The 17628-nt window shown below is 50.2% G+C and carries 15 protein-coding genes and 1 other RNA gene; 10 read left to right on the top strand and 6 right to left on the bottom strand.

The features are described 5' to 3' along the window. Nucleotide 1: 1 nt before the first annotated feature. The 3 genes from sufB to NNN64_RS05915 all read right to left on the bottom strand — a co-directional run bounded on the left by sufB (nucleotide 2) and on the right by NNN64_RS05915 (nucleotide 3233). Entirely contained in the window at nucleotides 2-1489 is a 1488-nt protein-coding gene (gene sufB, locus NNN64_RS05925) for a Fe-S cluster assembly protein SufB (protein ID WP_271440782.1), read from the bottom strand. An 8-nt stretch (nucleotides 1490-1497) separates the two neighbouring features. Then, entirely contained in the window at nucleotides 1498-1866 is a 369-nt protein-coding gene (sufA, locus tag NNN64_RS05920) for a Fe-S cluster assembly scaffold SufA (protein ID WP_005120243.1), read from the bottom strand. Nucleotides 1867-2357: 491 nt separating this feature from the next. After that, entirely contained in the window at nucleotides 2358-3233 is an 876-nt protein-coding gene (locus NNN64_RS05915; RefSeq protein WP_271440781.1) for a LysR family transcriptional regulator, read from the bottom strand. A gap of 122 nt (nucleotides 3234-3355) precedes the next feature. Between NNN64_RS05915 and NNN64_RS05910 the strand changes: the two genes are divergently transcribed. Continuing rightward, nucleotides 3356-4207, top strand: a complete 852-nt coding sequence (locus NNN64_RS05910) for a Vmh family MBL fold metallo-hydrolase (protein ID WP_271440780.1) — start codon at nucleotides 3356-3358, stop codon at nucleotides 4205-4207. Between the two features lie 70 nt (nucleotides 4208-4277). On the opposite strand, the gene NNN64_RS05905 is transcribed toward NNN64_RS05910, so the two are convergent. The 3 genes from NNN64_RS05905 to ydiJ form a co-directional block, all read right to left on the bottom strand. Next, complete coding sequence (locus tag NNN64_RS05905; protein ID WP_005120249.1) at nucleotides 4278-4466, bottom strand: YdiH family protein; 189 nt, start codon at nucleotides 4464-4466, stop codon at nucleotides 4278-4280. Between the two features lie 77 nt (nucleotides 4467-4543). Continuing rightward, nucleotides 4544-4954, bottom strand: a complete 411-nt coding sequence (gene menI, locus NNN64_RS05900; RefSeq protein ID WP_137383333.1) for a 1,4-dihydroxy-2-naphthoyl-CoA hydrolase — start codon at nucleotides 4952-4954, stop codon at nucleotides 4544-4546. Continuing rightward, nucleotides 4951-8007: a D-2-hydroxyglutarate dehydrogenase YdiJ gene (gene ydiJ, locus NNN64_RS05895; protein WP_271440779.1), complete on the bottom strand. Its 3057-nt coding sequence runs from the start codon at nucleotides 8005-8007 to the stop codon at nucleotides 4951-4953. Before ydiJ ends, menI begins: the two co-directional genes overlap by 4 nt. 213 nt (nucleotides 8008-8220) lie before the next feature. Between ydiJ and ydiK the strand changes: the two genes are divergently transcribed. The 9 genes from ydiK (at nucleotide 8221) to NNN64_RS05850 (ending at nucleotide 17617) form a co-directional block, all read left to right on the top strand. Next, nucleotides 8221-9330, top strand: a complete 1110-nt coding sequence (ydiK, locus tag NNN64_RS05890; RefSeq protein ID WP_271440778.1) for an AI-2E family transporter YdiK — start codon at nucleotides 8221-8223, stop codon at nucleotides 9328-9330. A 188-nt stretch (nucleotides 9331-9518) separates the two neighbouring features. Then, nucleotides 9519-9626: antisense sRNA RprA (gene rprA, locus NNN64_RS05885), an RNA gene on the top strand. A 192-nt stretch (nucleotides 9627-9818) separates the two neighbouring features. After that, nucleotides 9819-10175 carry a YdiL family protein gene (locus NNN64_RS05880; protein WP_271440777.1) on the top strand — a complete coding sequence of 119 codons (357 nt, stop codon included), beginning with the start codon at nucleotides 9819-9821 and terminating at the stop codon, nucleotides 10173-10175. 146 nt (nucleotides 10176-10321) lie between these two features. Then, the gene (locus NNN64_RS05875) at nucleotides 10322-11542 is read left to right on the top strand and encodes an MFS transporter (protein WP_271440776.1); all 1221 of its coding nucleotides are present in this window, start codon (nucleotides 10322-10324) and stop codon (nucleotides 11540-11542) included. A 242-nt stretch (nucleotides 11543-11784) separates the two neighbouring features. Beyond that, nucleotides 11785-13020 (top strand): MFS transporter, encoded by a 1236-nt coding sequence (locus NNN64_RS05870; protein ID WP_202038793.1) that lies wholly within the window; start codon nucleotides 11785-11787, stop codon nucleotides 13018-13020. 20 nt (nucleotides 13021-13040) lie between these two features. Next, nucleotides 13041-13907 (top strand): quinate/shikimate dehydrogenase, encoded by an 867-nt coding sequence (ydiB, locus tag NNN64_RS05865; protein ID WP_271440775.1) that lies wholly within the window; start codon nucleotides 13041-13043, stop codon nucleotides 13905-13907. 34 nt (nucleotides 13908-13941) lie between these two features. Beyond that, nucleotides 13942-14700, top strand: a complete 759-nt coding sequence (gene aroD, locus NNN64_RS05860; RefSeq protein ID WP_005120262.1) for a type I 3-dehydroquinate dehydratase — start codon at nucleotides 13942-13944, stop codon at nucleotides 14698-14700. Nucleotides 14701-14856: 156 nt separating this feature from the next. Continuing rightward, on the top strand, nucleotides 14857-16452 hold the full coding sequence (locus tag NNN64_RS05855; RefSeq protein WP_271440774.1) for an acyl CoA:acetate/3-ketoacid CoA transferase: 1596 nt from the start codon (nucleotides 14857-14859) through the stop codon (nucleotides 16450-16452). Nucleotides 16453-16465: 13 nt separating this feature from the next. Then, nucleotides 16466-17617, top strand: a complete 1152-nt coding sequence (locus NNN64_RS05850; RefSeq protein WP_271440773.1) for an acyl-CoA dehydrogenase — start codon at nucleotides 16466-16468, stop codon at nucleotides 17615-17617. Nucleotides 17618-17628 lie beyond the last annotated feature (11 nt).

The raw sequence follows: 17628 nt of genomic DNA, 5'->3' as shown, positions 1-17628 counted from the left end.
TTTAGCCGACGCTGTGTTCAAGACTTATGGCGAGAAGTTTTTGCGCTTCCACAGCAAATTCCAGCGGCAGCTCAGAGAACACGTCTTTACAGAAGCCATTGACGATCATTGAGATAGCATCTTCTTCACTGATGCCACGTTGCAGGCAGTAGAACAGTTGGTCTTCACCAATGCGCGAGGTCGTCGCTTCGTGTTCAAGCTGAGCGCTGTTGTTACGGCACTCAACATACGGGAAGGTATGCGCCCCACAGTCCGCACCAATCAACATTGAGTCACATTGGGTGTAGTTACGGGCGTTAGTGGCGGTAGGCATAATTTTCACTAAGCCACGATAGCTGTTCTGGCTATGTCCGGCAGAAATTCCTTTCGAGATAATGGTCGATTTCGTGTTCTTGCCGATGTGAATCATTTTAGTGCCAGTATCAGCCTGCTGATGCCCGCTGGTCAGCGCAACGGAGTAGAATTCGCCGATCGAATTATCACCGCGCAGAATGCAGCTCGGGTATTTCCAGGTAATGGCTGAACCGGTCTCTGACTGCGTCCATGACATTTTGCTGTTTTCACCTTCACACAGCGCACGTTTGGTCACGAAATTCAGGATGCCGCCGGTATTGCCATCGCCGGGGAACCAGTTTTGTACCGTTGAATACTTCACCTCAGCATCTTTATGGATGATCACCTCAACCACCGCCGCATGCAGCTGGTAACTGTCACGTACCGGAGCCGAACAACCTTCGATATAGCTGACGTAACTCCCCTCATCCGCCACCAGAATCGTGCGTTCAAACTGTCCGGTTTTTTCTGCATTGATACGGAAATAAGTCGACAGTTCCATTGGGCAGCGCACACCTTTCGGCACATAAATAAACGTGCCGTCCGATGCCACCGCCGCATTCAGCGCGGCAAAGAAATTGTCATTCCCCGGGACGACGGTACCGAGGTATTTTTTTACCAGTTCAGGATGATCGTGAATGGCCTCGCCGAACGAGCAGAAAATAATACCCTGTTCCGCCAGCTTATCGCGGTAGGTCGTCGCGACTGACACCGAATCGAAAATGGCATCCACCGCCACTTCTTTTCCTTCACGGACCGGCACGCCAAGCTGCTCGAACGCGTCTTCAACCTCTTTGCTTAAAAACGCATTCGCGCCCGTTTGCTGAACAGCTCCCGGCTCAGAGGCGCAGGTTTCATCACAGTTACCGCAAGAAGGTGCAGAGTAATAGCTATAGTCCTGGTAGTTCAGTTTGTCATAGTGCGCTTTTAGCCAGTGTGGTTCTTCCATCGTCAGCCACGCGTTAAACGCATTCAGACGGAATTCCAGCATCCAATCAGGTTCATTTCGTTTTGCCGAAATTGCCCGGACAACCTCTTCGTTGATCCCTTTGGCCAGTTCATCGGTTTGCAGTTGGGTAAAGAACCCCTCTTTGTAATTGAGGTGCCCGCCAGCCCAGGTGTTGACATCGTCAGTTGCTTCAGTGTTACGAGACATAGTACCGCCTATACCCCAAAGCTTTCGCCACAGCCACATTCGTTCTGGGCTTTCGGGTTATGAAATTTAAATAACTGATTTAATCCTTCACGAACGAAATCGACTTCAGTTCCATCGATAAACGGCATCGCCTGTAACGGGACATAAAGTCTGGCGCCCTCGGTTTCAAATAGCAGATCGTCTTTCTCGGGTTGCTTGACGGTGTCCAGCACATAGCCGAATCCCGCGCATCCGGTTTGTTTCACGCCTAACCGCACGCCCAACATATCGGGTTGCCTTGCCACCAGTTCACGGATATGCGCCGCTGCCGCTGGCGTTAACGTCAGCCCGCGCCACGCAAAATCGTTGGGATTAAATGTTCCTGAATGCAATTCCATAGGGTTACCTCGAGTCATTAGCTTTCAAGCTATAACACCATGTTAGTGATAATGATTATCACTTCAACCCCTCAACAGCAGGGGCATTCGGGTTAACCGCCCTTTTTGACGACTTTTATTAAGCATAGACCCTGCGGCGAGGGTTAACAGGGATGGATTTTTTTGTTCAATACATTGATTAATAATAGATTATGAATATGTAATCGTTCCGGCAGGTCAAATGCTAAAAGATGTATAGATAATGTCTATTTAAAGGATAGGTGGGGATGACTACGGGGGAACAATGCGGTTCAAAACGCATGTGGGCCATAAAAAACCCTTAAGTCTGCATGCTGGCAGACTTAAGGGTTCCGGCCCCATCCGGCGCTTATCTCCGGCACTCACAATGGCTTAGCTCTTGAAGGGGCGATCAGAATAATCTCATACACTGATAAATTTTTTTTAACACAAATTGCGCTTTGACTATTTTATAAACACGCTCAATCACATAGTTAGCGCTGTGTCTCATTCAGTTCGTCCAGCAACAGCCGCAACCCCGCAGGCTGGTGATCGCGGGAAAGATATAAACCATAAATAGGCAGGCGTTTAGGCTGTAGTTGGGGGAGAAGTCGTATTAATCTCCCCTGCGCCAGCCCTTCTCTCGCCTCCTGCTCAGGAACCAACGCAATCCCCATCCCCGCCAGGGCGGATTCACATAGCAGTGACGAGATACCGGCGCTTAAATTCCCTTTAATGGCCACCGTGACGGCTTGCCCTTGCGCATCCAGAAAGTGCCATGGCTTTCCGGCAAATCCACTGTAATAAAGGCAATTATGCTGCGCAAGATCGTCGACGGTTTTTGGGATGCCATGCTGGTTAAGGTAATCCACGGAGGCACATAACACCGAGTCACAATCCCCTAAGCGCCGGGCAATCGTTCCGGGCTCGGGATTTTCCGTGATGCGGATCGCCACATCAATACGTTCCCCAACCAGGCTTACCGGTTGATTGTTGATCTCAACTTCAATGCGGAGTTCAGGATAGCGAGCAAGAAACGCGGGCAGCACCGGCGCCAGAATATGTATGGCAGTAAAATGTGCACACGCTACCCGTAGCGTGCCCGATGGGGTTTGCGCGAGCCCGGCGGCACCGATATCTCGCGAAAGCTGTGCCAGGGTGCGGGTTTTCACCAACGCTTCTTCGCCGGCAGGTGTGATTGTCAACCGTCGTGACGAACGATGGATAAGCCGCGCCCCGGTCCACTTTTCCATCTCATCCAGATAGCGACTGACCATCGGTCGGGAAAGCCCCAGCGCACGCGCGGCGGCACTCAAACTGCCTAAATCACAGATGTGGTTAAAAACGGTTGCCGCCATGACTCTGTCCATTGCATCCCATCCGATCGTTTTATGAAACTCAGCATGTCCTGATAAGGGAATTCTAACAGATCCGAATTTCCTTAAAATACAGGAACGATCAAAAGACAATGTCCTGCACAAGGTTCCCCGTTATGAAAATCAATACACTGGCTATGCTGTTACCCCTGTTTGCCTCTTCGGCATTTGCCGCTCCGCTACAGCTGGATGTCTATAATCCGCAGGAAAAGGCTATTTTCCCGGTCTCTTCTACGCTGGTGTCCGGCCCGAAAGAAGCCATTTTGTTTGATGCCCAATTCAGCACCAAAGACGGTGAAAAACTGGTGCAAATGATTCGCTCCAGCGGTAAGACGCTGAAAGCCATTGTGATCACGTCTGGCGATCCGGATTTCTATTTTGGCCTTGAGCCACTCGTCAAAGCCTTCCCAGGTGTCAACGTGCTGGCTACGCCGCACGTGGTGGATCATATCCGTGCCACCAAAGAAGCCAAATTACAGTTCTGGGGCCCACAGATGAAAGACGGTGCCCCCACTTCGCTCACTGTACCGCAGGCCATCACGCAAACACGCTTTACGGTTGATGGCGAAACGCTGGAGTTACGCCATCCTAATGACTATGCGGCATATGTCTGGATCCCCGCGAACCGCGCCATCATTGGCGGAACCGGTATCGCTTCAGGTATTCACGTCTGGACAGCGGACACGCAGTCATCGGCTGAGCGCATGGCATGGCGTAACGTGCTGAGCGAAATGCAGCAATTACATCCTGCCCTGGTGGTTCCAGGTCATTATATTGGCGAACGCCCGGCGGGTGATAACGCAATTCGCTTCACCCAGGATTACCTTCAGTCGTTTGAACAGGCGCTGGGCGCGAAAAAAGGTTCAGCCTACGTGATAAAAACAATGACCACAGCATGGCCTGGCCTTGCAGACGAAAGCTCTCTGGAACTGAGTGCGAAAGTGAATACCGGTGAGATGAAGTGGTAAACAAGGTTTAAGGCAAAAAATAACCCCGAACACGTGTGTCGGGGTTTTTATTACGACAGGCATACCGGAATCAATGAACGCCCAGGCGCCAGGCAAAATAGATTTCTTCTTTCAGTTCAGTCGAAGAGAGCGTTAATAAATCGGCAAACTCCAGCTCTAATTGTTTCAGTCTTTTCAGGTACTGAGCCGGTGAAAGATCGGTTTTATCACGACGTAAAAATTCTATTGCCAGTTGGGCTGGGTCTAATTGGGTAGACATATCATCCTCGCTTGTGTTCAGAACCTGCACAGTATAACACCATTACCTGCGCAGATAATGACCAAACTCAACATGCATCACAAAATAGCAGTCGTCAGTCGCGAGGTGCAGCATAACCGGCCCTGCTCATCGAAGATTTCGATTTGCCACACCTGATGACGTGAACCGGTATGCACAGGGCTGCACACCCCTCTGACAAGCCCTTCACGTGCAGAACGAACGTGGTTGGCGTTAATCTCAAGGCCCACCACTTTCTGATCGCCCTGCGTACACAGATATCCAGCCACCGAGCCAATGCTTTCAGCCAGCACGACAGACGCCCCGCCGTGCAACAAACCAAAGGGTTGTTTGGTGCGATGGTCCACGGGCATTGTGGCTTCCAGAGTATTGTCGCCGATATGCACAAAACGAATATCGAGCAGCCCTACCATATTTCCTTCACCCATGGCGTTGAGCGCCTCGAGTGTGACTTCACGTTTCCAGATCATCCTATAATCTCCAGTAATGCCTGTAATGGGTGGCGAACGCCCGTGCCTTCTACGCGTTTAACCTGGCTGCGACATGAATACCCGGCTGCCAGACAACGGTTACGCGGCAATCGTTGCATTGCCTGGTGCCATGATAACTCATAGATCCCTAAAGAGTTCTGGTGATTCTTCACTTCATGGCCATACGTACCCGCCATCCCGCAGCACCCCACGCTGACATTTTCCAGTTTGGCCCCAAACCGGGCAAAAATCGCGGCCCACTGCGCAGGTGCTCCCGGCAGAGCGGTCACTTCGGTACAGTGTCCGAAGAAGTACCACGGTTCACCACCAACAGCGACCGACGGTTGTGACGCCAGTACAGCCGATAACCACTCATTGACCAGTAAGACATGGAAATCACCGCGCTGCTCGCCGAGCGCCAGCTTGTATTCATCGCGATAACATAGCACCAGCGCCGGATCGACACCGACCATCGGGATATTCAGCTTTGCCACCCGGTTGAGGAATTCAGCGGTCTTTTTCGCCGTTTTCGCAAACCGGTTTAAAAAGCCCTTTATATGCTGCGCTTTACCGTTAGGCGAGAATGGCAACAGCACCGGCTGTAAACCCAATTTTTCTACCAGTCGGATGAAATCAGCCACTACCTGTGCATCGTAATAGCTGGTGAAAGGGTCCTGCACCACCAGCACCGTACGGGCTTTTTGTTCCTGGCTGAGAGCTTCAAGCTGTTCAAGCGTCATATTGGCCGAACGATGCCCGACCAACTGTCGTTGTAATGATGGCGCAGACAACAGCGGCAAATCCACCATGCCGATGTGTTTTTTAGCCAGATTTCGTACCAGCGGTTGATTGATGAAAAAGTTGAACGTTTTAGGTGCGCGCGCCATTAGCGGTGCATAACTCTCAACGGTGGCGACCATATGATCGCGGAGCGGGCGCAGATAGCGCGTGTGATACAGCTGCAGGAAGCGCGAGCGGAATTCCGGAACGTCAATTTTTATCGGGCACTGCGTCGAACACGCTTTACATGCCAGACACCCGGACATCGCCTCTTTCACTTCATGCGAGAAATCATACTCGCCCTTACGTGCATGCCAGCTGTTGCGGGTACGGGCGATTAGCGTACGTAAACTGGCACGTTTTTCTGGCAACTCTTTTTCCAGTTTCACGGGGTCGATCCCACGATCGGCCAACAGGCGTAACCATTCCCGTACCAGCGTTGCCCGCCCTTTTGGCGAGTGAATGCGATTGAGGCTAATTTTCATCGACGGACACATCGGGCTTTTCGCATCGAAGTTAAAGCATAACCCGTTGCCGTTACACTCCATTGCTCCACGCCACTCCTGTCGAACGGCCAGCGGGATTTGACGATCGTAAGTCCCACGTTTAACCGCATCCACTTTCATCATTGGCGCATCGATGGCTTCCGGAGGGCAAATTTTCCCCGGATTGAGCCGGTTTTGCGGATCAAACGCCGACTTCACTTTGCGCAGTTCGCGATACAGTTCCTCGCCAAAGAATGCCGGGCTGTACTCAGCACGGAAACCTTTCCCGTGTTCGCCCCACAGCAGGCCACCGTATTTTGCCGTCAGTGCCACCACATCATCAGAGATGCGTTTCATCAGCACTTCTTGCTGCGGATCGCACATATCCAGCGCGGGTCTGACGTGCAGTACCCCGGCATCCACGTGACCAAACATGCCATAGCTCAGGCCATGGCTATCGAGTAGCGCACGGAACTCGGCAATATAGTCGGCCAGGTGTTCCGGCGGTACGCAGGTATCTTCGGCAAACGGAATCGGCTTCGCAGAGCCTTTGGCATTACCCAGCAGACCAACGGCCTTTTTCCGCATGGCGTAGATGCGCTCTACGCCGGCCAGTTCGGTACACAGTTGCCAGCCAATCACACCGGCTTCCTGCCGGGCAATTAGCCCGTCCAGGCGTTCACACAGCGCACTGACCTGCGAATCAATTAATGCTTCATCGTCACCCGCAAACTCGACGATATTCAGCCCGAGCATCTCTTTATCCGGGACATCGGTAATCAATTCGCTGACGGAGTGCCAGACAATATCTTCCCGCGCCAGATTAAGCACTTTGGAATCAACGGTTTCGACCGACAGCGCACGCGCCTCTACCATCACCGGCGCATTACGCAATGCAGAGTCAAACGAATCGTATTTGACGTTGACCAATCGCCGAACTTTAGGCAGCGGCGTGATATCAAGGCGGGCTTCGGTGATAAATGCCAGCGTACCTTCAGACCCCGTAAGGATGCGGGTTAAATCAAACTCGGTCATCTCATCATTGAAGACGTGCCGCAGATCGTAACCGGTCAGGAAGCGATTAAGCTTGGGGAATTTATCAATGATCAGCCGTCGGTTATCGCGGCACCGTTCATACACCGTTTTATAGATACGCCCAATCGCCGTATTGTTTTTACCGAGCATTTCGGCAAACTCAACCGGCATCGGCTGGGTATCGAGAATATCCCCGCCCATCAATACCGCGCGGATACCCAGCACGTGATCGGAGGTTTTACCGTAGACCAACGAACCTTGCCCGGAAGCGTCGGTGTTGATCATTCCCCCCAACGTCGCCCGGTTACTGGTGGACAATTCAGGCGCAAAGAAATAGCCGTAGGGTTTCAGATATTGGTTAAGCTGATCTTTTATCACCCCCGCCTCTACCCGCACCCAACCTTCCTGCACATTGATTTCGATGATGCGGCTCATGTAACGGGACATATCAACAATAATGCCCTGATTAAGCGCCTGACCGTTGGTGCCTGTGCCGCCACCGCGAGGGGTAAAAATCAACGACGAAAAGAGCGGCTCTGACGCCAGGCGAGCGATAAGCGCCACATCAGCCGTCGAACGAGGAAACACCACGGCATCAGGCAGAAGCTGATAGATACTGTTATCCGTCGACATTGTCAGACGATCGGCATAGCTCGTTGCCGTATCGCCCGTGAACCCTTGCTGCTCCAGCGCCTGCAAAAAATTGAGCACCAGTTGAACGACACCTGGCGCCTGAGAAATTTGTGGAATCATTATAGTGACCCTTTCCTGCGGTCTGTGTTGTGAATTTAATCGTTTGCGTGTTGCTTTGTTTGTTGTATCACATTTTTTTCTAATACGCTCAGCAGATTTACAGGCAGAATCCGCCTGTTCAAAACCGCTGAAATTGCTCATCATTATAGAGTGTGATTAACGTGTTCACGTCGCGTCAACGTTCTGACGCAAAGACAAAGGTGAAAAGTATTTATGGTAAATTTCCGTCAGCCCAGGGATATTGCACAAGTGCTGCTATCGGTGCTGTTTTTAGCCATCATGATTGTGGCCTGTCTCTGGATTGTGCAACCCTTTATCCTCGGTTTTGCCTGGGCAGGTACGGTGGTCATTGCGACCTGGCCCATCCTGATACGTATACAAAAATTACTGTGGGGACGCCGTTCGCTTGCCGTGCTGGTGATGACCCTGTTGTTAGTTCTGTTATTCATTATTCCTATCGCTCTGTTGGTCAACAGCATCGTTGATGGCAGTGGTCCTCTGATTCATGCCGTTACCGCCGGTGATATGACGCTGCCGGATCTGGCATGGTTAAACAGTATTCCTCTGGTGGGTGCCAAACTCTATGGCGCATGGCACAGCCTGTTGGATATGGGCGGTTCGGCTATCATGGCTAAGGTTCGTCCCTATATCGGTACCACAACCACCTGGTTTGTTGGCCAGGCCGCGCATATTGGCCGCTTTATGATGCACTGTGGCTTGATGTTGCTATTCAGCGCACTGCTGTACTGGCGCGGTGAGCAGGTGGCGCTAGGTATTCGCCACTTCGCCTGCCGTCTTGCATCGAAACGCGGTGACGCTGCAATTCTGTTGGCAGCACAGGCCATTCGTGCGGTTGCATTAGGCGTGGTCGTCACGGCGCTGGTGCAGGCCGTCCTCGGTGGCATTGGTCTGGCGGTAACGGGGGTACCTTACGCTACACTACTGGCGGTGTTGATGATCCTCTCCTGTCTGGTGCAACTGGGGCCTTTACCGGTGCTGGTTCCAGCTATTATCTGGCTTTACTGGACAGGTGACTCTACCTGGGGCACGGTGCTACTTGTGTGGAGCGGTGTGGTCGGAACACTGGATAACGTTATTCGTCCCATGCTGATTCGTATGGGTGCTGATTTGCCATTGATCCTCATTCTTTCCGGGGTGATCGGTGGGTTGATTGCATTCGGTATGATTGGTCTGTTTATCGGCCCAGTGGTGCTGGCTGTTTCATGGCGCCTGTTCTCCGCATGGGTCAACGAAGCCCCTGCACCGGGCACCGACCCGGACCAAATCCTCGAAGAAATCGCTGAAATCGAAAGCAATAAGTAGTACAGCATCAGGCGGCAACATTGCCGCCTGATTGTTTAATATTGCTTATAATCGCATCACAGCTCCCCGAACCGAATCCAACGTCTGCTCTGTGTGAATACTCATTTATGTCGCAAATTCTTTACAGTTTTTAAACTATTGAGATGAATCTGATCGACGTGAAAAAGCAGCATGCCTACTATTACCCCAAGGCTTTAGATCAACACATTGATTTATAAGCATGGAAATCCCCTGAGTGAAATAACGAATTGCTGTGTGTAGTCTTTGCCCATCTCCCACGATGGGCTTTTTTTTTATCCTGAACTCTCCCCCTAACGACCTACATCGCATCAGCTAGCCCATTGCTTTATTTCACTCTCACACCAAATGCACCGACTTCACAGATTAATAACAAATAATATTGCACAAGATACTGTGACTCTCTTCAAGCCGAAATATCCACATTAATGTTATTACTATTCCACTGTCTTTTATGAAGTGATTAAATAATGAACGCATTAGAATTGCAGGCTATCCGCCATATTTTTGCTATGACGGTGGAAGAAAGCGCCGCGTATATCGCGCGGGATGGCGACATTGCCGCCTGGCAACAATGGGAAAGCGGTGAAAAAGAAATCCCGGAAAACATCGCGCGCATTTGTACAGAAATGAAAGCAAAGAGAAAGTTAAGAATTAACGCGATCATCGAAAAAATAAATAATCGTATCGGTAATAACACGATGCGTTTTTTCCCCGATCTGGTTTCTTTTCAGGCAGTTTATAGCCACGACAATTTTCTCGACTGGAAAATCTATCAATCGGCTGCTGTGGAACTCTATGCACACAACCTTGAGCGTTTGTGTTAAGCGGTTATAACGTCACCACTACGTTGCAACACGGGCACCCGACAATATGCCCTCGCTCACGCGCAGTCTGCATACTATTTGGGCTAACACGCCCTACGCGACACAGAACACAACATCCATTTAGCCTCTTCGCTGAGTAACACATTATGAAAAACACCTATTTCTCCACTGCGATAGGGCTGTACCTTAATTACCTGGTACACGGTATGGGGGTCATTCTAATGTCCCTCAATATGTCCTCACTTGAACAACAGTGGCAAACTAATGCAGCGGGGGTCTCGATTGTCATCTCCTCCCTTGGTATCGGTCGGTTAAGCGTTCTATTAGTTGCAGGCATGCTCTCCGATCGCTATGGCCGCAGACCGTTTATCATTTTTGGCATGATCTGCTACCTAATCTTCTTTTTTGGCATCATCAACACTCATAGCATTGTGATTGCCTACGCCTTTGGTTTTTTAGCGGGAATGGCAAACAGTTTTCTTGATGCCGGAACCTACCCCAGCCTGATGGAAGCCTTCCCCCGCTCGCCCAGCACCGCCAATATTCTGATTAAAGCCTTTGTGTCCAGCGGCCAGTTTCTGTTGCCGATGGTTATCAGCCTGCTGGTGTGGGCTGAACTCTGGTTTGGCTGGTCCTTCTTGCTGGCGGCGGGAATTATGGCAGTCAACGGCATATTTTTGTTTCGTTGCCGCTTTCCTGCACATCCTGGACCGAAGCATTCCATCACGCCATCATCCGTTTTACAGGAACCGATCCAACCAGAGCACCGTTGTTCCCTTCTCGATCTGGGGAGTTACACGTTGTATGGCTATATCTCGATGGCCACATTTTATCTGGTTAGCCAGTGGCTGGCACAGTATGGTCAGTTTGTCGCCGGTATGCCGTATACGTTATCTATCAAGCTGTTAAGTATTTACACCTGTGGTTCGCTGTTGTGCGTATTCATTACTGCTCCCCTGGCGAGAAAAGCGGGTCGTGCAACATCTCTGTTAATGCTGTACACCTTTATCTCCTTTGTCGCGCTGCTGGCGGTTTGCCTGCATCCAACAACATGGGTCGTGATTACATTCGCCTTTGTCATCGGATTCTCTTCAGCCGGTGGTGTCGTACAAATCGGTCTAACGCTAATGGCTGCTCGCTTTCCGCATGCGAAAGGTAAAGCTACCGGTATTTACTACAGCGCGGGCAGTATCGCGACCTTCACGATCCCACTGATTACCGCCAGGCTCTCCGAAACCAGCATTGCGCACATCATGTGGTTTGATGCAGGCATTGCTGCACTCGGCTTCCTGCTGGCACTGTTTATTGGTTATCGCAGCCGACTTGCAGCAAAGCGTCAGTTAAACATGGCTCCGCTCGCGCAATAGCGCGGATGCAATATTGTTCCCCTCTTCTGCAAAATAATTGGACGTATTTTTAAAATAACGGCAAAACGTCGGTCTGACGAATTAGATTTCACAGTTTGATATGCAATATACCTGGTAACTTAAACGCCATGCTATGTAGGTACAATAACTACTGCCTGGTATATTAATTACAAGGTCGCCGAAATTTAAACTACACCGACGAGCACAGAATAATTTTAAAATCCGCAAGGAGTTGTGAAAAAATGTCTCAGAAAAAGACCTTTAACACGCCATTTCTTCTGGCGATAACCTGTATTTATTTAAGTTATTTTTTACACGGTATTAGCGTCATCACACTGGCGCAAAACATGACCTCCCTGGCTGAAAAGTTTTCAACCGATAATGCAGGAATTGCCTATCTAATTTCCGGTATTGGTCTTGGTCGACTGGTCAGTATTTTATTCTTTGGCGTTCTATCAGATAAGTTCGGTCGCCGGGCTATCATTTTGTTAGGCGTTATTCTATATATGCTGTTCTTCTTCGGTATTCCCGCCAGCCCCAATCTGATGATTGCCTTTATTCTTGCTGTATGCGTTGGCGTAGCAAATTCAGCGCTGGATACCGGTGGTTATCCTGCGTTAATGGAATGTTTCCCTAAAGCATCCGGCTCGGCGGTTATTCTGGTTAAAGCCATGGTGTCGTTTGGCCAGATGATTTACCCCATCATCGTCAGTACCATGCTGCTCAACCATGTCTGGTACGGCTATGCGGTCATCATCCCGGGTGTCCTGTTCGTGGTCATCACCCTGATGCTGTTAAAAAGTCGCTTTCCCAGCCAGATGGTGGACGCGGGTCTCGCCAAAGATCTGCCACAGATGAACAGTAAACCCCTGGTCTGGTTGGAAGGTGTCGCTTCCGTGCTGTTTGGAGTTGCCGCATTCTCAACCTTTTATGTCATCGTGGTTTGGATGCCGAAATATGCCATGGCATTTGCTGGCATGGCAGAAACTGACGCCTTAAAAACCATCTCTTACTACAGCATGGGATCGCTGGTCTGCGTATTCATCTTTGCTGCCCTCCTGAAGAAAATGGTTCGCCCCATTTGGGCTAACGTTTTTAACGCCGGTTTGGCAAGCATTACCGCTGCGGTCATTTATTTGTATCCCTCTCCGCTGGTTTGTAACGCAGGATCGTTTCTGATTGGCTTCTCTGCTGCTGGCGGTATTTTACAGCTCGGTGTTTCGGTGATGTCGGAGTTTTTCCCGAAGAGCAAAGCCAAAGTCACCAGTGTTTATATGATGATGGGTGGTGTAGCCAACTTTATTATCCCACTGATCACCGGATACCTTTCTAACATCGGCCTGCAATACATCATCTTGCTGGACCTTGCATTTGCTCTGCTGGCATTCATCACCGCCATCATCGTCTTTATTCGCTATTACCGCGTATTTGATATCCCCAAAAACGATGTGCGGTTGGGCGAACGTTATTTTCAATAAATTGTTTGAAGGAGTATCAAATGGACGTAACTGCAAAATATGAACTGATTGGTCTGATGGCCTACCCTATCAGACACAGTCTGTCCCCTGAAATGCAAAATAAAGCATTAGAAAAAGCAGGGCTGCCTTTTACCTACATGGCATTTGAAGTCGATAACTCAACATTTGCTAATGCCATTGCCGGTTTAAAAGCGTTAAAAATGCGTGGTACCGGGGTTTCCATGCCCAATAAACAGCTGGCCTGTGAATATGTTGATGAATTGACGCCTGCCGCCAAACTGGTTGGCGCAATCAACACCATCGTTAATGATGATGGCTACCTGCGTGGCTACAACACCGACGGCACCGGCCATATTCGCGCGATTAAAGAAAGCGGCTTCGATATTAAAGGTAAAACCATGGTACTGTTGGGCGCGGGCGGCGCGTCTACAGCCATTGGCGCTCAGGCAGCCATTGAAGGCATCAAAGAAATTAAGATCTTTAACCGTAAAGATGAGTTCTTTGAAAAGGCGCAGGCATTCGCCAAACGTGTTAATGAAAACACCGACTGCGTTGTCACCGTTATCGACCTTGCCGATCGCCAGGCTTTTGCCGAGGCTCTCGCCAGCGCGGATATTTTGACCAACGGCACGAAAGTCGGCATGAAACCGCTGGATAACGAATCTATTGTGACCGACGTTTCCCTGCTTCGCCCGGAACTGCTGGTGACCGAATGTGTGTATAACCCGCATATGACCAAGTTGTTGCAACAGGCACAACATGCCGGTTGCAAAACGATTGATGGTTACGGCATGTTGTTGTGGCAAGGGGCTGAGCAGTTCAAGCTCTGGACCGGGAAAGATTTCCCGCTGGAGTATGTCAAACAGGTTATGGGTTTTACAGCCTGATGGGCAGTATTTGTGAATAGTTAAAGGGTAATCAATGAAAACCGTAACCGTAAGAAACCTCGTGATTGGCGAGGGTGCGCCGAAGATCATTGTCTCGCTGATGGGTAAAGACATCTCAACGGTAAAAAGCGAAGCACTGGCCTATCGCGAAGCGGATTTCGACATTCTGGAATGGCGTGTTGACCATTTCGCCGATGTCGCTTCCATTGACGCAGTACTGGAAGCCGCACGTGCGATCCGTGATGTGATGGCTGATAAACCGTTGCTGTTCACCTTCCGTAGTGCACAGGAAGGTGGTGAACAGGCACTGTCCGTCGAAAACTATATTGCATTAAATCGTGCAGCAGTGGACAGCGGTCTGGTGGATATGATCGACCTGGAGCTTTTCACCGGTGATGACCTGGTTAAAGCCACCGTCGAGCATGCACACGCGAAAAATGTCTTCGTTATTATGTCGAACCATGATTTTCACAAGACACCTGCAGCCGATGATATTGTCCAGCGACTGCGTAAAATGCAGGAACTTGGTGCAGATATTCCCAAAATCGCGTTGATGCCGCAAAGCAAAACGGATGTGCTGACATTGCTTAGCGCAACGCTGGAGATGCAGGAACGCTACGCCGACCGCCCTATTATTACCATGTCAATGGCGAAAACCGGTGTGATCTCACGACTGTCCGGTGAAGTCTTCGGTTCAGCGGCGACGTTTGGTGCGGTGAAAAAAGCCTCGGCCCCAGGACAAATCTCCGTAACCGATCTACGTACCGTTCTGACAATATTACACCAGGCTTAATAGCCGAATATTTTTAAATTGCAATAAATAACGCCCTGCCCCAGATATTCGTTTTACCACGAATATCTGGCAGACGATTAAATATTTTCAAATAACGCAAAACACTATTATCGAATATAGCGATAGGTATTCGCACGAATATAACCTGGAGTTTATATGAAACTTTCAAGACCAACACGTTTAGATGGTCGGGTACCGGTACTATCTGCAGCTGACGCAATTAATTATATTCCGGATGAAGCCACACTCTGCGTATTAGGCGCTGGCGGTGGGATACTTGAGGCCACAACATTAATTAATGCACTGGCCGAGAAATATAAAAATAGCCAATCCCCGCGTAATTTGTCGCTAATTAGCCCGACTGGACTGGGCGACCGCGCAGACCGGGGGATTAGTCCACTGGCTCAGGAAGGTTTAGTTAAATGGGCGTTGTGCGGCCATTGGGGGCAATCCCCACGTATATCCGACCTCGCGGAACAAAATAAAATTGCAGCCTACAACTATCCGCAAGGCGTATTAACTCAAACCCTGCGTGCCTCTGCGGCCCATCAGCCAGGTATTTTGAGTGATATCGGCATTGGCACGTTTGTCGATCCTCGCCAACAAGGTGGCAAACTCAATGAAGTGACCACCGAAGATCTGATCAAACTGGTAGAAATTGATAACAAAGAGTATCTCTACTACAAAGCCATTGCACCGAATATCGCCTTTATTCGTGCCACCACCTGTGACAGCGAAGGCTACGCCACCTTTGAAGACGAAGTTATGTATCTCGATGCGCTGGTCATCGCGCAGGCCGTGCATAACAACGGCGGCATCGTCATGATGCAGGTACAAAAAATGGTGAAGAAAGCCACACTGCACCCTAAAGCAGTGCGGATCCCTGGCTATCTGGTGGATATCGTCGTTATCGATCCTGAACAGACTCAGCTGTATGGCGGAGCGCCGGTTAACCGCTTTATTTCAGGCGATTTCATCCTTGATGACAGCCTGCAAACTGCCCTGCCGCTTAACCAACGTAAACTGGTAGCAAGACGTGCGCTGTTCGAAATGCGGAAAGGTGCAGTGGGTAACGTTGGCGTAGGAATTGCCGATGGTATTGGTCTCGTCGCGCGTGAAGAAGGCTGTGCCGATGACTTCATACTGACGGTTGAAACCGGGCCAATCGGCGGTATTACCTCGCAGGGCATCGCTTTTGGGGCCAACGTCAATACCCGCGCTATTCTGGATATGACCTCCCAGTTTGACTTCTACCATGGTGGCGGCCTGGATGTGTGCTATTTAAGCTTTGCCGAAGTCGATCAGCACGGCAACGTCGGTGTGCATAAATTTAATGGCAAGATCATGGGCACTGGCGGTTTTATTGATATCAGCGCCACCTCGAAGAAAATTATTTTCTGCGGCACCCTGACTGCCGGCAGTCTGAAAACAGATGTTGCCGACGGCAAATTGAATATCGTGCAGGAAGGTCGGGTGAAGAAATTCGTTAGCGAATTACCTGAAATCACCTTCAGTGGAAAAATTGCCCTCGAACGTGGACTGGATGTGCGTTACATCACCGAGCGCGCCGTATTTACGTTAAAAGAAGACGGTCTCCATTTAGTGGAAATTGCCCCGGGTGTTTCTTTACAAGAAGACATTTTGGACAAAATGGATTTCACTCCCGTTATTTCTCCAGACCTGAAACTGATGGACGAAAGATTATTTATCGATGCCACGATGGGTTTTGTTTTGCCCGACGCTGCCAATTAAAAGGAGTACCCTGATGGACTTTTCATTAACTGAAGAACAAGAGCTGCTGCTTGCCAGCATTCGGGAACTGATCACCAGTAATTTCCCGGAAGAATATTTCCGCACCTGTGATCAAACTTCCACCTACCCTAAAGAATTTATGCGCGCGCTTGCGGATAACGGCATTTCGATGCTGGGCGTGCCGGAAGAGTTCGGTGGCATTCCGGCAGATTACGTCACGCAAATGCTGGCACTGATGGAAGTCTCGAAATGTGGTGCGCCTGCCTTTCTGATCACTAACGGTCAGTGTATCCACAGTATGCGCCGTTTTGGCTCCGCGGAGCAGCTACGTAAAACAGCTGAAAGCACTATGGAGACAGGCGATCCAGCCTATGCGCTGGCGTTAACCGAACCGGGCGCTGGCTCAGATAACAACAGTGCCACCACCAGCTACATCCGCAAAAACGGCAAGGTGTACCTTAACGGGCAAAAAACCTTTATTACCGGTGCCAAAGAGTACCCGTATATGCTGGTCCTGGCTCGCGATCCCGAGCCGAAAGATCCGAAGAAAGCCTTTACCCTGTGGTGGGTGGATTCGAAGAAACCCGGCATCAAAGTTAATCCGCTGCATAAAATCGGCTGGCACATGTTAAGTACCTGCGAAGTCTATCTTGATGACGTTGAAGTTGACGAAAGTGATATGGTCGGCGAAGAAGGTATGGGCTTCCTCAACGTGATGTACAACTTCGAAATGGAGCGATTGATCAACGCAGCACGCAGCACCGGCTTTGCCGAATGCGCTTTCGAGGATGCCGCACGTTACGCCAACCAGCGTATCGCCTTTGGTAAACCGATTGGCCACAACCAGATGATCCAGGAAAAACTGGCGCTGATGGCGGTTAAAATCGAAAACATGCGCAATATGGTATTGAAAGTCGCCTGGCAGGCCGATCAGGAACAATCACTGCGTACCAGTGCGGCGCTGGCAAAACTGTACTGCGCCCGCACAGCGATGGAAGTTATCGACGACGCGATTCAGATAATGGGTGGTCTGGGTTATACCGATGAAGCCCGTGTATCCCGGTTCTGGCGCGATGTGCGCTGCGAACGCATTGGCGGTGGCACCGATGAAATCATGATCTACGTCGCCGGACGTCAGATCCTGAAAGATTATCAAAACAAGTAAGCCGTTCTGTC

This window comes from Citrobacter sp. Igbk 14, from assembly GCF_028069825.1.
GTDB lineage: Bacteria > Pseudomonadota > Gammaproteobacteria > Enterobacterales > Enterobacteriaceae > Citrobacter.
The sequence above is the reverse complement of the archived record's forward strand: the minus strand, read 5'-3'. Positions and strand labels throughout refer to the sequence as shown.